This window comes from Pseudomonas sp. JUb42, from assembly GCF_024807945.1.
Lineage (GTDB): Bacteria > Pseudomonadota > Gammaproteobacteria > Pseudomonadales > Pseudomonadaceae > Aquipseudomonas.
Genome location: NZ_JANUFD010000016.1, coordinates 119,111 through 134,276 on the forward strand (window position 1 = coordinate 119,111; position 15,166 = coordinate 134,276).

The 15,166-nt window shown below is 53.7% G+C and carries 15 protein-coding genes and 1 pseudogene; 7 read left to right on the forward strand and 9 right to left on the reverse strand.

The genetic code is table 11. The features are described 5' to 3' along the window. Positions 1–31: 31 nt before the first annotated feature. The 4 genes from M2401_RS27255 (at position 32) to M2401_RS27270 (ending at position 2,898) form a co-directional block, all read left to right on the forward strand. On the forward strand, positions 32–358 hold the full coding sequence (locus M2401_RS27255) for a multidrug efflux SMR transporter (RefSeq protein ID WP_259108345.1): 327 nt from the start codon (positions 32–34) through the stop codon (positions 356–358). Positions 359–368: 10 nt separating this feature from the next. Next, positions 369–1,097: an AraC family transcriptional regulator gene (locus tag M2401_RS27260; protein ID WP_259108355.1), complete on the forward strand. Its 729-nt coding sequence runs from the start codon at positions 369–371 to the stop codon at positions 1,095–1,097. A gap of 79 nt (positions 1,098–1,176) precedes the next feature. After that, entirely contained in the window at positions 1,177–2,124 is a 948-nt protein-coding gene (locus tag M2401_RS27265; RefSeq protein ID WP_259108357.1) for a DMT family transporter, read from the forward strand. A gap of 264 nt (positions 2,125–2,388) precedes the next feature. Further along, entirely contained in the window at positions 2,389–2,898 is a 510-nt protein-coding gene (locus tag M2401_RS27270) for a hypothetical protein (protein WP_259108359.1), read from the forward strand. Positions 2,899–3,442: 544 nt separating this feature from the next. Here M2401_RS27270 and M2401_RS27275 read toward each other — a convergent pair. The 4 genes from M2401_RS27275 to M2401_RS27290 all read right to left on the reverse strand — a co-directional run bounded on the left by M2401_RS27275 (position 3,443) and on the right by M2401_RS27290 (position 6,424). Then, entirely contained in the window at positions 3,443–3,865 is a 423-nt protein-coding gene (locus M2401_RS27275) for a hypothetical protein (protein ID WP_259108360.1), read from the reverse strand. A 130-nt stretch (positions 3,866–3,995) separates the two neighbouring features. Next, positions 3,996–4,769: an NAD-dependent deacylase gene (locus tag M2401_RS27280; protein WP_259108362.1), complete on the reverse strand. Its 774-nt coding sequence runs from the start codon at positions 4,767–4,769 to the stop codon at positions 3,996–3,998. A gap of 647 nt (positions 4,770–5,416) precedes the next feature. After that, entirely contained in the window at positions 5,417–5,695 is a 279-nt protein-coding gene (locus M2401_RS27285; RefSeq protein ID WP_259108364.1) for a hypothetical protein, read from the reverse strand. A 111-nt stretch (positions 5,696–5,806) separates the two neighbouring features. Then, positions 5,807–6,424 carry a hypothetical protein gene (locus tag M2401_RS27290; protein WP_259108366.1) on the reverse strand — a complete coding sequence of 206 codons (618 nt, stop codon included), beginning with the start codon at positions 6,422–6,424 and terminating at the stop codon, positions 5,807–5,809. Positions 6,425–6,577: 153 nt separating this feature from the next. On the opposite strand from M2401_RS27290, the gene M2401_RS27295 reads away from it, so the two are divergent. The 3 genes and pseudogenes from M2401_RS27295 (at position 6,578) to M2401_RS27305 (ending at position 9,118) form a co-directional block, all read left to right on the forward strand. Further along, the gene (locus M2401_RS27295) at positions 6,578–7,264 is read left to right on the forward strand and encodes a hypothetical protein (protein ID WP_259108368.1); all 687 of its coding nucleotides are present in this window, start codon (positions 6,578–6,580) and stop codon (positions 7,262–7,264) included. A 1-nt stretch (position 7,265) separates the two neighbouring features. Continuing rightward, positions 7,266–8,097: pseudogene (locus M2401_RS27300) on the forward strand (tyrosine-type recombinase/integrase). 355 nt (positions 8,098–8,452) lie between these two features. Further along, a complete protein-coding gene (locus M2401_RS27305; RefSeq protein ID WP_259108370.1) occupies positions 8,453–9,118 on the forward strand; it encodes a hypothetical protein in 666 nt (221 codons plus the stop codon). A 738-nt stretch (positions 9,119–9,856) separates the two neighbouring features. Here M2401_RS27305 and M2401_RS27310 read toward each other — a convergent pair. From M2401_RS27310 to M2401_RS27330, 5 genes are all read right to left on the reverse strand, one after another. Next, the gene (locus M2401_RS27310; protein ID WP_259108372.1) at positions 9,857–11,065 is read right to left on the reverse strand and encodes a DUF4214 domain-containing protein; all 1,209 of its coding nucleotides are present in this window, start codon (positions 11,063–11,065) and stop codon (positions 9,857–9,859) included. Positions 11,066–11,098: 33 nt separating this feature from the next. Continuing rightward, a complete protein-coding gene (locus tag M2401_RS27315; RefSeq protein WP_259108374.1) occupies positions 11,099–11,311 on the reverse strand; it encodes a hypothetical protein in 213 nt (70 codons plus the stop codon). An 833-nt stretch (positions 11,312–12,144) separates the two neighbouring features. Further along, positions 12,145–12,495 (reverse strand): hypothetical protein, encoded by a 351-nt coding sequence (locus M2401_RS27320; protein WP_259108376.1) that lies wholly within the window; start codon positions 12,493–12,495, stop codon positions 12,145–12,147. Between the two features lie 200 nt (positions 12,496–12,695). Continuing rightward, positions 12,696–13,205 carry a hypothetical protein gene (locus tag M2401_RS27325; protein WP_259108378.1) on the reverse strand — a complete coding sequence of 170 codons (510 nt, stop codon included), beginning with the start codon at positions 13,203–13,205 and terminating at the stop codon, positions 12,696–12,698. Then, positions 13,198–15,159 carry a hypothetical protein gene (locus M2401_RS27330; protein WP_259108379.1) on the reverse strand — a complete coding sequence of 654 codons (1,962 nt, stop codon included), beginning with the start codon at positions 15,157–15,159 and terminating at the stop codon, positions 13,198–13,200. The genes M2401_RS27325 and M2401_RS27330 overlap by 8 nt, the downstream gene beginning before the upstream one ends. Positions 15,160–15,166 lie beyond the last annotated feature (7 nt).

Below are 15,166 nucleotides of genomic sequence, written 5' to 3' on the forward strand. Positions count from 1 at the left end.
CCAGTAAACAGCAGATCAGGGAGACGTATGCATGGGTTGGGTTTTTCTGTTGTTGGCAGGTGCCTGCGAGATTTTCTACGCCGCTGCCATGCCCCGCACTGACGGCTTTACGCGGCTCTGGCCCAGTCTGTTTTGCGGGTTGTTCATCTGCATGAGCATGTACCTGCTGTCCCTGGCGGCCAGGAGCATTCCGGTCGGCACGGCCTACGCGGTCTGGGTCGGTATCGGTGCTTTGGGCACCGCGATCTACGGTATGGCTTTTCTTGGTGAAGGCCGCAGCGTGATGCGGGTATTTTGCTTTATGCTGATCCTGGCCGGGATCGTCGGGCTTAAACTGATTTCTGTGGAAAAAGCTTAGGAGGCAGGGCGTGGACTTCGCTCTGGAAATTCGTACCTACCAGACGGAAAACCCTGACCACCAACATGACTTCGCGCAGTTGGTGTTGCCTATCCATGGCCGTATGGAAATCGACGTGGATGGCCGCAGCGGCTATGTTGATCACTCCCTTGCAGCGCTGGTTTCGCCCGGTTCCACCCATTCGCAGATGACTCAGCGTGACAGCCGTTTCCTGATCCTCGACTGCCCGGCTACAGCCCTGGAAAATATACAGCTGACGCAGCTGTCCCAGCGCATCTACGTGCCGATTCCGCCCGCGACCCGCCGCCTGATCGAATTCGCCGAACTGACTGGCAACGACCAACTTGCCGTCAACGCCGCGCAACTGGCGCCGTTGCTGCTTGCGTCCCTGAGTACACAGCCGTCGGTCCCGGCGGGCGCAATGGATCGTCTGCTTACGCGCGTGCGCGCCTACCCCGGCGCCAGCTGGAGCAACGAAGCCATGGCGAAGGTCGCCGCTATGAGCATGAGCCAACTGCACCAACGCTTTCGCCAGTTATTCAAGCAGACGCCCCAAGCCTGGCTGGCCGAGCTGCGTATGCAGCAAGCGCAGCGTTGGTTATGTGACAGCGCACTGCCAATCGCCGATATCGCCCTGCGCTGCGGTTTCTCCGATCAGGCTGCCCTGACCCGGGCCATGCAACGCCTGTGCGGCACTACCCCAGCGGTGTATCGCCGCCTGAGCCAACAGTCTCGGTAAAAAATCCCACAGTTATCGACAATACGGCACTGCAATCCTTGAGCAGACTTCGCACTTTGCAGTCTTGGGTGCGGACACCATGTTTATCGATCGATCATTGGCCAAAGGCCTTGGCTACGGCATCGGCGCAGGGTTGTGCTGGGGCGTGATTTTCCTCGGTCCAGCGCTCACTCCAGGCTTGAGCGGCCTGCAATTCGCGGTGCTGCGCTTTCTTTGTTATGGCGTGTTTTCCGTAGCGCTGCTGCTGCCGCGCTGGCGCGATGTCTGTTCCCGGCTCACCCGCGCGGACTGGAAATCACTATTCTGGCTCAGCCTGATCGGCAACCTGCTCTATTACTCTCTTGTCGGCAGCGCGGTGCAACGCGTCGGCATCGCCACCACCTCCCTGATCGTCGGCCTGATCCCCGTGGTCATTACCCTGGCTGGCCGCAACGACGCCAACGCGGTAGCCCTGACACGCCTCATACCTTCCCTTTGCTGTGCGATTGCGGGCGTAGTACTGATCAGCCTGAGTGCACTTCAGCGCGGTGAAAATACCGAGATGCGCGTAGGCAATGTTCTGGGTCTCATCTGCGCAACCGGCGCGATGATCAGCTGGAGCTGGTACGCCGTCAGCAACGCCCGCCGCCTTAAAGTGATCGCCAAGGTCTCGGCCCACGAATGGTCCCTGCTCACCGGCATCATGACCGGCGCGTTGGCGCTGCTTTTGGCGATCCCGGTGTTTGCCCTGGAAGGCTCGACCTACAGCGCCGCCGCGTGGATCAACTTCTTCCTGGTGGCGGGCGGCGTCGCGCTGCTCTCATCGGTGGTCGGCGGCGCCTGCTGGAACCAGGCCAGCCGACTGCTGCCCTTGGCCCTCGGCAGCCAGGTGTTGGTAATCGAAACACTGGCCGGATTGCTGTTCGGGTTTCTCTGGGAACAGCGCTTGCCCAGCTTGCTGGAAGTGGTTGCGATGGGGTTGTTGGTGAGCGGAGTGGTTTGGTGTCTGGGGTGTTACCGGGGGAGGGCGGGGCGGGTGGTGGTTTGATGGGGCTGTTCGCAGGCAGCCTGTGCTGAAACGGTCCCAAAAGGAGACCGATCGGTCCCTTTATGAGGACGATTAATGCCGCTGGAAAGTGTGGTTACACAAAAGGCACGTTGAGGTGTTGAAGGGCTAAGCGTTCAGTGGGATACAGCTACCGCCGATGGTTCGGCACGAAGATGTCGCAGGCCGCCATTTGAGTATTCTCTTCATTGCGGTCAAAACGACACTGATGCAATTAGCAAATCGTTCAATTGGGAGGAACGAAGTATGAATGATGCTCTCTTGCCTGCAATCGCTTACGCGGCCTCGACCCCGCGTTTGGCTGTGAAATTTCCGGATAGCAATTCTGACGAACTATGGATAGCTGATATCAAAGCGTGCAATCCAGAGGGAAAGTGCCAGGTGTTCAGGGACGTAATGTTTGTTGAGTCCCAAGGCGCCACTTATATTTTTGGCATCGAACACGAGGACGGTCGCCCAAGGGGCGTCAGAAATGAGTTGGCTGAGCAACAACAATTTTTTATCGAGTTTTTGCGGCACCAGAACGAGGCCTGGGACCGTGCGCTGGGAGGCCGGTCGGCCATGTTTCCCGGTTCAGAGTACGCCAGCCAACTCAAGGTAAGCGCAGCCTATATGGTCCAACGTGAGCATCTTGTGGACGTAATTTTGGGTTACCACAATCGTCAGGGTGAGTACGTGGTTGAAATGCTCGAGGATTCGGGAGAGTTTTTGGCGCACGCTCGATCTGTGTTGTCCTTCGACGAGCTGGATCGTTGATCGAGAACGAGTCAGGTGGACGTATTGTGGACGCTTCGACCGTTTTCAGGATTATGAAGGCGAGAAAGTTGAGTCTTAAAAACGACGAAAGCCGCGCAATGCGCGGCTTTCAAGTTGGTGGGCCCACACGGACTCGAACCGTGGACCAAAGGATTATGAGTCGCCAGATAATGCCCCGAGGCTAAGCAAGTCTAGGACATTCTTGGGAAGAGTACAAAAGGGTTAACCTCATGAAAACACGGAGGATATCCCAGTCTTTTCTGTTTTATGAAAACTGAGCGCTGTACCGCTGTTGTACCTTTCGGCATCGCTCCTTTACCGCCCGGCCTTCGCACCTAAACAGTGAGTTTGCCACGCGCTCACTGAACACCATTCAGACTTCTTGAGGCTTTACCCGTCACGAGTTGATACGAATAGCGTTGAGCCTGTTCCAAATGGCGCACAAAGCCAATCAGCGGATCCTAGCGACCGACTCTGCTGAAGCTCGGTTTCCCCAGGCTGTTGTATGGGCCTTAGGAACCTTCGAATTATGATGATCCGCTGACTAGCCTGGCATGGTCTTTGCAATCTCTTCGCGGGCTGCAGCCAACACTTTTTCCAGCTCCTGGTGCAGATGATCTTCCGGACGCTTGCCCCCCAAAAATGAATTTGGAGACCTAAACCAGAAAGCCATTCCCCAGCCGTCTAGCGTTGGTTGCAGTGTTGTGATCACAAGGGCTAGGCCTGGTAGCAAATTCCATCCCTGATTTTCCGAGAACGCGTAGTCTGGATAGAGCGGTTGGCCTTGGTGCTCAACTGAAAAGATCCTCCGATTCGCCTCTGCTTGCTTAAGCGACATCGTGAACTGATCTAGTTCTCCGTCATGACGTAACGTTAGGCAATCTGGGGTTAAGAAGTGTCCTCCAGCAAGAATCTCGATCTTGGCCCTAGCAAGCGTCGCCTCAAGTCGTTGCTCTTTTCTAGCCATAGCGCTTCGCCTCCGAACGGGAAAAACTAACTATGATGGATGTCCCGCATCTCGTCACGAGATGCGGAGAGCCAGCATGAAAGTCCAAAGATTTCGCTGTTCTATGGGGGTATGTCGTAGCCGCGGTTTCTCAACTCGGCAGGTCAGCCGGCCCAAGAAGCGAAACGAGAGCTGGGACGTGTTCTGCCGCGCGTCCGATCAGGCAAAACTCTCGGCTGCTCGGCTGGGCAACCTGTGCAGGGTTGATGTGCACGACGCAGGCACCGGCGTGATGCGCAACGATGGGAATCTCGGCGGCCGGAAAGACCACGCCCGACGTGCCGATCGATAGCAGAACGTCGCATTCTTTAGCGGCCAGAACCGCCCGCTTCCAGGCCGCAGCCGGTAGGTTTTCGCCGAACCACACGACGCCCGGGCGTAGTTTCCCGTTACAGCGGGGGCAGCGCGGCGGCTCGATCCTCAGACCTTCACTGGTGACCGGGTTTTCGAAGGGTAGGGCGGCTGGGGTTCGATGGCAGGCGAAGCATTTGGGCTGCGCAAGGCTTCCATGCAGATGGATGACATCTGTTGAGCCGGCGCGAGCATGAAGGTCGTCGATGTTCTGGGTAACGACCGTCACTTCCCGAACCCTGGCCAATTGCGCGATGGCAAGATGTGCCGCATTCGGCACAGCACCCGCGACATGGGCCCGCCGCCACATGTACCAGCCCCAAACCAGCGCTGCATCCTTGCGGAACGCGTCGGCCGTCTCCAGCTTTTCCGGATCATGATGGGCCCAGATGCCTGTCATTGGGTCGCGAAAGGTCGGTATGCCGCTTTCGGCCGAGATGCCGGCGCCAGTGAACACCACGATTCGCTTTGCGTCACGGATCAGTGCAGCGACTGTTTCGATCGGGCTGGGCATCTGCTCTCCACTCACCATAGGCTGCCTCCGCTAGAGGCATAGTTGCATGTGCTGCTCAATACACTCCGTATTCGATTCGGTCCAAATAATTACTGGCCGATAGATAGCAGTCATCATCAGCAAGCACACCAGCAGGGGTCCGGTAATCCAAGCCGCAACGTGGTTGTTGACCATGGCACGGCACGATCGCGGCGACCGCGAGACTGCAGCGATGCTGCGCCGAGTTGCTGAGACCTACTCTACACAGTCGGAGTGTTTCACTGTGAAACGCCCCCTGGGGGGACATATTTTTCGTTGGTCCGAAACTGTGGCGGTGCTGCGCCGAGCCGTTGAGACGTACTCTACAAAGGAGGAAGTGTTTCACTGTGAAACACTTCCAAGAAGAAGACGTCTTTTTCACTAGTGCGAAATTTCAGCGGCGCTGCGCCGGATCGCTGAGACGTACTCTCTAGAGCGGGGTGTTTCACTGTGAAACGCTCACCTGGAAAGCAAGGTCATTTTCGCCGGTCCCGGACTGCAGTAGTGCTGCACTGAATTGCTGAGGTGTACTTTACATATCAGGGAGTGTTCGATATTTGAAAGTCACGACCACTTTACACAAGAAGCCTGCAACAGCAGGCTTCTTGGCGCATCGAGAGGTATAAACATTAGTGACTGTACGGAACCTTTTTCACCAGTAGCATCAGCTTATGGGCGTTATGGGTACTGCAAGTCCAAAATCCATGCTCAATTTGCTGAATCACAAATTTTTCCGTCGCGGTATTCGGTGCCCCGTGCCATCCATCATGCGATTGGTGAGCGAAAAAGTCCCCGACCGCAATACCAGAAAACGGAGTCGAGCTCTGGATCAGCCAGCTGCTGTCGTTGACGAATGACTCCTCGTAGACCTCAAGGTGATACTCGGTGGGCAAAAATGTAGGGGTCATAACTAGCCTCCAGTCTCGGACTTAGTCCCAAGCTAGATTGCCAGGACCTAAGTAAAAATTTATATGGCTGCAGAGAAAGCGATAGACCTGCAGTGGGTTATCAATCATTGATCAAGATCGCGCCGGCATCGAGTCGAGCACCTCAAGCACCTTTTGCCCGTCGGGCATGCCTGACATGACTCTTAGAAATACAACATTCCGCCCTAGCACCTTCTTGATGGCTGCGGCTGAAAGAGGATGCTCAAGGATCTTGAAACCATCTAGGACCTGGTAGTGGCATTCGTCATCGTTACCCTCGTGGTCACGCATTTGAACCTTACCGGTCCCTCGCCCATAGGCCACGATGCCTTTGCCGTTTTCGTACAAAAAGACCACTTCATCCTTTTTAATACGGTTGATGTTCAGCTTCCAGGGCTCGTAGAACGCCGCGGCGGCTCGGTATGTCAACATCCAGTCATGATCCTCATCACTATGAGCTTTGTTGGTGTTCAAGATATGAAAACCAGTAGTGAATTTAGGCTCCGACTCTCCAACCTTTTTCAGGGCTTGTTCGGCAGCGTCGGCCCCTTGCTGAAGCAGCTTCAGCATGACCTCGTGCTTTGAAAGGTCGAGTTCAAGTGCTAGTTCTTCAATAAAGGTATACAGCTTCTCCGGCATACGGACGGTGGAGGCAATTGACTCTTTTTTGGTTTTTCTAGAGTTCTCAATGAGAGAAAGGATGTCGGTCATTGGTTGATCCAGGTTGATGGCTGTTGCGGCCAATCATGCATGGTTCAAAAAAGAACCACAACAGAATCATTTGTGAGTCTGTGTATTTTAAGCTGCAATCGTGACTTAAATTAACGATAAAATACGTTATCAACAATTATAGGGTGGGCCTTGATGAGTAGTTCAGAGCCGTTTCAGATCCGCGACAGCTTCATTCGGGTCGACACCATGGTGGACACCTACGCACAAATGGCCGAAAGCGCGTTTGCGCTTTTTCTCGATGATGTTGCACACCCTGCCCGGCTTTTTCGACCTGGCTTTGACCCTAGTGAATTTCTCAATCAAGACGACCGAAAAACCAGCAATGGGATCAAAACCATTGTGTTCTCTGCGATGGCTATTGAAGCAGCGGCGTTCGAATTCGCCGCCATCCAGCTAGGGGATAAGATCGCCACAGACTATCTGGACAAGATGGACCTGTTAGGTAAGTGGATGATTGTCCCGCGCCTCGTAAGTGGCCGGTCACTAAGAGAGGACGGCCCCGCAATCAATGGCCTGAAAGGCCTTATCAAAGCCCGAAATGCGTTGGTGCACCATAAGTCCAAAGAGTGGGACAGGGCCGGAAAGGCAGAAGTAGCGATGATCGACCGGTGGGAAAAATTTGAAAAAGACCAGGTACCCAACGCATTCAGGACGTTGGTCCTACTGTCGCTCGAAGTGGATGCGGTGCTGCAATCCGGTGCAGGGGCCCTACCTTCATATGGGAAGGAGATTTACACCGACTCGCCGCGTAATCGCCTAGTCGAAGAGGTAGTGCAGCGCTGTCGCGCGATTCACCTGAAAAATTGGAAAGGAGCTTAGGATGTCGAAGCTTATCATTTCAAATGAGCGCCGGCTTACTGCTGCTCAGTTTCAGAACCTGGCTGAGGTTCCGGCTGCGGTCGAATGGTTTGCCAATATCGACAACCCTCGCACCAGGCGTGCGTAACAGGGCGACCTTGAAGATTTCTGCTGCTTTGTCGGACTGACTGCAGCAGAGGAATTTCGCGCGGTGACCCGGGCGCACGTGCTGGCCTGGCGTGCCCAGCTTGAACAGCGCGGTCTCGCCGGCGCAACGATCCGCCGTAAATTAGCCGCGCTAGCCAGCCTGTTCGATCACCTATTGGAGAACAACGCGGTCGCTGGCGGCAATCCCGTGCACGGTGTGAAACGACCCAGGATCGAAACCAGCGAGGGCAAGACGCCTGCGCTAGGTGATCACCAAGCTAAGGTTCTGCTCAATGCGCCAGATCCGGAAACGCTCAAGGGCAAGCGCGGCAAGCTGCGCTACCTGCCACTGCACCCGGTCGCCGCCGAACGCATTCATGGTTACCTGGAGATGTCGAGGCACCAGTTGGTCGAGGCCAAGGCACCCTTGTTTGTGCCGTTGCGCGGTCGATCGACCGGTGCGGGCATCAGTGCCAATGGCATCTACACCGTAGTGGGACATTATGCGAAAGTCGCCGGCATTGAGGTCGCCGGTCTGGGCGTGCATGGTCTGCGGGCCACGGCAGCGACCAATGCCTTGGAGAACGACGCGGACATCGCCAAGGTACAAGGCGTGGCTTGGGCATGCCAATATCAGTAGGACCCGGATCTACGATCGCCGGCAATTGCGGGCAGAGGATTCACCTACCTTCAAAGTCCGCTACTGAGATCACTCCAACACAGACTTCTCTGAAAATTTCAGGGGGGTAGCGAATCTCAGCCCCCTCTTCCCACACCCTACACCCAGAAGCACGTCGAGCACATTCAGCACGCCGAGTACATTCAGCACAGCGAGCACCGAATAATCACCATAAGGTTATGAAATAAATCAACTTTATTAGTTTATTTTGCGCGATATCGCGCAATATGACTGATTTAATTAAGCTGTTTCATGCAATTTAGTTGGCTGTATCGTAAATTCAGGTGCATAGTAATGCGCGACATACACGTGTAATGACGGTTTGCCATTGTCAACGAATGCCGAGAAACTAGACCCAACAGAAAACGGATAAGGGCTACACAATGGCCAATGCAAAACAGTCAGCAACACGCCGCTTAACAATGGCTGAGCGTGCTCAGCAATTGATGCTGGTCCACTTCCCAGACGTTCCCGAGGAGTGGAAATGGACGCGTAAAACCCACGACGGCTTTAGCACGATTCCTCGGACACTACCTATAGCAATGCAAATCATCGACGCCCAGTCAAAGGGACAGCCTGCTGGCCACGTGCTGTTCTGTCTGTGGGCGCGTATGCCCGATCATCCGGTCATCACTATCGAAAACCCCAGCACTTTTGCCGCTGAAGCGGGATTCCTCGGAGAGCGGGCCGTGGACACCTGGCGTCGCCGCATGAAAACGCTCCGGGAACTAATGTTTATCACAACCAAGCCAGGCGCATCCGGCGAATTCCACTATGTGATGCTCACCAATCCTAATGTGGCTGTCGAGTGGATGCGCAGCCACAAAAAAGTTCAGGATGGCCTATATGGCCGTTTCATTGAACGACTGCCAGAGATTGGTGCATATGGCGATATAGAAGCCATCCGCGCCTATTGGCAAATGGTCAGGGAAGCAGAACAGGCCGCAGCCACTGAGACAGCCAAGCAGGCAGCGAGCGATCCTGTGCCGCCACCACCAGCGTCACCCAGCAAACCTAAACGGAGCAAAAGGACAAAAGAAAATGCGTAAGAGAAGAGTTTCGGGCATCGAGTGCCAATCCATCCACCTCGATGCCCTCAAAAATAAAGCCCTGGTCCAGATGAGGGTCGATTTTTGACTCGTCAGGGCTGTGGTGGTGCAACGATTAGCTGACAACCGATACGACGAGAAGGAGACCGAAAATGCAGTTACTTAGGAGAAGAGCCACGGGCATCGAGTGCCAATCCACCCACCTCGATGCCCTCAAAAATAAAGCCCTGGACCAGCCGAGGTTAGCGTCTTAACTGGGCAGGGCTGTGGTGGTGCTATTTATATCGAGATTTGCGTCTCGATTTGGAAGTCTAACAACGAACCAGGTTGCTATGAAAGGACCTGGTTTTTCTTCGTGGTGAATAGTCCATTCCCAACCCGATGTGCCAGCAGGCCCTGAGGAACTCAACCTTGAACGTCGACACTGAATCTAGTGAGCCCAGCGTTTCTTACGATGTTCGCAATCGCATCGAGAGAGCTAAATTGTCGCACGCCGCCTCGTTGTCGAGCTAACACTTGATCCCCCAGTGTACTGCGGACCACCAGTTCCCAAGCCCCCACCACGGACGCGCGGGCAATAATCTCAAACACTCTGCTTTCATCAACGTAGCGTTTGATATCAGACTCCTCAATTTGCTCCGGCTCCAGTAGCGGCAAAACATCAGCTCCACACAAACGAAAAAGGGTATGTCCGATTGCGGATCATACCCCCCAAAGCCAAAGCCAGCACTTCCTCGCTTAAGCTGCTGCGGCACCTAAAGCGTCATGCCCCTGCAAAGTGCTTGTTCCGGATAGCTCAATCGTCGCGATCGCATCACTGCTGACAGTCGTAACAGCTGCATCCGAGTGGGTGTCAGTCCACCCAGCAAGCAGAGTGAACAACTGATCGACTGTATGAGCCGTTGCAGCGGTACCGTATTTTTGGACGATCGCCGCGATCGCACTTTTCGCAGTGGCTTCACTGGTGACGTTCTGGATCACTGCATGGAGATCGATGCCAGGGGCATTGGGCCCTGATACCTGTTCTTGAGCAGCATATTTGGAGACTGCAATACGTGCCTGCAGGAAGTCACCGTCGCCGGCGTTGCCCAGGGCATCCCCCACAAACTTCGCGACAAAGCTGCCTCGGTCAACGGCCCCAGTTGCCAGCTTATCGTTCCAATAAGCGACGCCGGCAGCATCGCCGCCACGTCCCAGGATGTTCTGATAGGCGTAATCCACGTACGCCGTACTAGTCAGGTTTGTTCCACCTTCCTTGTTCGCCGTACCATCGATGTACATCTGTTTGGAAATTACTGCATAAGCCGTCGTCTGGTCGGTACCGAAGCCCAACTCGGTCTGCAGCTTGGCTGCCCAGTATTTAAGGCCTGCAAACTCGGGTGCGCGGTTGAATGCCGCAGCATACATAGCGACCACAAAATCCTGCTGATCGCTGGTGATACCAGCTACGTGCAGACCTGAGTCAGGGTAGCTGACAGGCAAGCCTACCGTGTTAGCAGCCTTGATCACGTCCGTAATGGTCGGACTGGTTGTGCTCGGATCGATTTTGAGAAAAGCAGCGGTGAAATTGGTTTTACTGATCTGGCCACTATCGAGCGCGGCGATCATTGCCGCTTTGTCTGCAGGACTGCCTTCTGGGTAGAGGACATTCACCACCAGGCTCGATGGAATAGTCTCTTGCCACTCATCTACGTTGAGAATACTGCCAATGACCACCGGGAACCCAGGGAGAGTACCGGGTTTGTCTATTTCGATGAAGTATAGCAGATTATGCATCTTATAATTCAGCGTTTGATCAGGAGTAAAATGTAAGTTTGTTGCGATACTGTCCATTTGATAAAATAAGAACCAGTGATCTCTTAAGTTATAGCTGTCGTTGGCTGAGATGTATTTTGAATATTCCTCGGCAGCAATAGCCTTGGCTTGATCCATCGTTAACGCGCTCATGCTTTAAGTCCTTATAAAATAATAATTTATGCGTTAAATTACTGTGACAATGCACTGGTTCCCGGATCCAGGAACATATTGAGCTTGTGCATTACCACCATATTGATCCGTTGCAGCCAGCTGACAAAGATGATTTGCAGCTGCGATACCAGCTGCCGTTTTTTCGCCTGTTTGATCAGCTCCTGCATTAATGGCAGGACTTGTCATACTTTCATAAGCGATTTGATATGTACTTGCATCCGGCACACCAGGCCTCCCTGCCCAAAGTTGGTAAGCATACTTGTTCACGTAGCCTACCCAATTAATGTAACCGCTCGCCTCTGGGCAGCGGGCTCCTTCCCATGACCGATACTGCCCAATGATCATGTCGCGGATGAACGCCGGTGTATCGGCCGGATCTGTCCAATAATTAGAGTCCTTAGGACCACAAATCATTGCAGTGATGCTGTAGGTAGTGCCAACACTTACAGGCCCAGAGGGCATACCACCCCCGCCGCCCCCAGAATCTGGGGGCGGCGGGGGTAGGTCCTGTACGCAGGAGCCACCAAGGTAAGTCCATTGGGAATACAAGTCGTAATCTTTGCACTGAAACGTAGCCGACCCGGTGTAACCAGGGACGATGTTTGAAATCGTCACCTGCTGATTCAAAAGAGTCTTGGGGAGGGTGCCTGCACATGACCCCCAGCTAACCCCTAGAGCTTCGCAAGGTGGAGGCTGGCATTTTCGCCAGCCAGTGCCTTCCTCGCAGTGAACCTCCTGCCAAGTTCCCGGCTTACCATCTACTGATGATGCTCCGGTCCAGCCAGCGAATGAGTTTTTGGATGCAATAAGCATCATCGCAGCGCACAGCAAATGCCGTGTCGACCGCACATATGTATTTTTCAACTACCGCCCCTTTACATACCAACTCGAAGTAAGGAAATAAAAGGGGATGATGGCCCGTAGGTCCAAACACCCCTCAGTACCGACTGCTCCACAACGTCAAACCTATCCCTCCTACTGAGCAGTTTTTTGGGCCGGTAATGACATCATAACTGACCAGCATCAAAAATCAAATTTGATTTTTGATGCTTCTACTACTACGACTCCTCTTGCGAATCACATGGTTGAAGTGCAAAGGTCGTCTGCTCAAAATTTTCACGCAGTAGTTCGAACATCACTTCTCGCGTCCAGGCATCAGCCGTCGACGTGGCAATAGCACGCAACCTGAAACGTTCAACATGATTGTCATCAAGCAACGGCGTGCATACGCTCAACGCGATGTGCAAAAGCTCGGGACCTCCTTCATGTGCTTTCCACCAGCTCGATGCCTGAAGGTTCTGTAGAGCGCGCCCCGGGTTTTCTTCCAGGGCACACAACAAGGCCTCCCGTACGAGCCCATCGTTCGTCAGCAATGCAATTGATCGCAGTGCATTACGCGCTCGTTCCATTCCATCCTCCTTCAAAATATGGAGCTGCTATGGCCATCGATGACCTGACCAGCACATCACAGGGCTTCCGCACCTGGTCGTGTTCCAACCTCTGCCGGCACCCAATTGCACACCGCGCATTAGAAAGGCCCAGCAAGGTACTGGCTCGGCTAGGCTGACCACCTCGAACGGCAACGAATATCAAGCGATGCCGCCTCACGTCAGGCCCTACCGACATAATCAACGTTGATCTTAGGTAGCTCGTTGATCAGCGATTGATGCCAACTGGCATGAATGTCGACGAGACGATCGTCCAAGCGATTGCGGCGATTGATCTCCGCCGTGACCAAGTACCAAGTAGCCGTATCAAGGTGTGGCGTCTCGAAAAGCCGGATCTCAATAGGCGTCCTCTCCTCCCACATGAACGCGCTCACGCCGGTTAATTGCGGTCGAGGATGGTATGGGTCGCCTCTTGTGATCCATACAAAGCCTGGCCAGACCGCTAGGCCGTCAAACAGGTAGCGAAGATCCGTCGGAGACTCCCAACGTTCAGCGTAATCACACGTCAGGTAATCATCGAAGGACAGACTCATAGGTGTCATTGCCGGATGCTCGTGCCATGGAAAAGCGATAAAAAAGCATGGTTTAGCGCGTGCCAGAATCCCTTTTTTCAAAACCGATCTCAGGCACTGAGTTGAAACCCGAACATAGGAGTTAAAGGCGCTATTCATCGCCCTTCCCCGGCTTATTTAGGTTCTTTTCGCTCCGAGGCGTCCGGCGTTTTCCTTTGGAGTCATCATTGCTGGCTCTTAGAGGAACAAGGTTGATGCGCCGTATCGAACTTGGGGTCTGTGCGGTGCTTCCACTTGAGGAATACGAGCTGGAGCTTTGAGTTTGTGTACTCAACCTCGTGTGCTTGGAGGCTGATTTCTGCGTACTGATGGAGCCTCTCGGGCCACCACCACCGCCCCCCGCCGAGTTACCTTGAATAGCAGCGCCTTTGGTTGCGATCAATTTGCCGGCGTCATAGGTGGATTTAATAGCCTCTTGGCCGGTAACAACCGAACCTCTCGCTGCGCCACCAAGAGGGCCTACAACTACGCCCGTTAGCTTCGTGGCTATCCATGTGCCGAGAGCCAATAACACCCCAAACACCATCTGTAATGACCCATAAACAAGGTCAAGATCAGCGCCGCCACCTTGCCAACCAGCCGCAGCGGCAGCTTGTGCAAGCGCTACCGATTTCATCGTGATACTGGCTGCCACAGCGATCAGGTGGACGAAACACACGCAAAGCATCGGAAAAATCAGCATCGACAACCACAGTGTCGCGCCGTGCGACCCGCGCAAAGGCAGAAGAAGAATGGCGATGGGGCCAGCCATTAATGTCAGCCAAAATAATCCGGCCATCCCTGCTACATAAAGTGGCAGCAACGTCTGCAGATCAAACCATTGCAAAAAATTTTTGCCCATTTGCCAGCTAGCGATAGTCCCGCTGAGCATGCTGTTAACCACGCCTGGCTGTTTATCATCTCCTCCAGCAAGGGTGGCTTCTTGAACACGCATCCAGGAACGAGCTGCAGCTAACGCTCCTGCTTCGGTCGTGGAAGACTGCCCCCCCGAGGCTTTCATATCACCCGTTTCGACCAGGCCTTTATAAGCTTGCTCAGCTGCGAACTGAGCGACCTTGTAAGCTTCCACGCAAGTGCCAGGGTTGTAATTTAAAGAGGCGGCGGCCCCTCCCTCGTCGGGATACCAAGAGCCCACATTTTTCTCTAATGCGTCCTGGATATCAGACGGCGCGGCGGAAATGCTTAGATAGCTCGGCTGGGTGTCAGCCTTACCGTTCATCAGACCAATCCAATAGTCCGAGGTTGGCAACATATAAGGTTTAGTGGGCACAAATGGGCTATCGATATTCTCCAGTGCAGCAAGTCCATTTGCACGGCGACTTCTTGCTGCCCCTGCGTCCAAAAACTTACTCACTACATCGCCGCCACTGGTAGAGCTGGACCACGGGCCAAGAGCAGTAGCAATGGATACGGCACCATTGCCCAAAATTTTTAATTGAGCCAACCTACTAATTTGGTCTTCAGGTATACCTAAACCTGAACCGCCTAGCAAACCTACTGCGTGGTAGTCTTCAATAGTTGCGTTACCTGTCCCCTTCGTGAACATGTTTGGTTTCGGTGAACATTGTGCGTTATAGTCTCTAATCAATCGCCCCAAATCACTGTTCTTGTATTGGTTGGCCGTTCTTTCTACGCTGTAATCAATCAGTGCAGCCGTAGGAATAAATGCACCGTCAGTACTAAGCGACGCACCAACTTTGCTGATTGCGCCATTTATTGACTTATTGATGCTCATGACGAGTGTATAGCCAACCCGTTGAACATATGTTGCTTGGACTGTTGAGCCTCCCGAGAGAACTATAGTCGCTGGTTGCAACCCCCATACCACAATCAGCAAAATCCCAGAAGTAACAAAGAATGCTTTTATAGGGCCGTCGGTAAAAATTCTGTAGAACAAAAGACCTATGGCAATATATGAAATAGACTCAATCCATTGGTTAATGGCTTGTCCTAGAATTATCATTAATGGCGCAGTCGATACTATGAGAAAATCCGACACCTTCTCGAACATGCCGAACAGCCATTCCATGTTGGCTAACGAATCTGCGCCCATGAGCCGA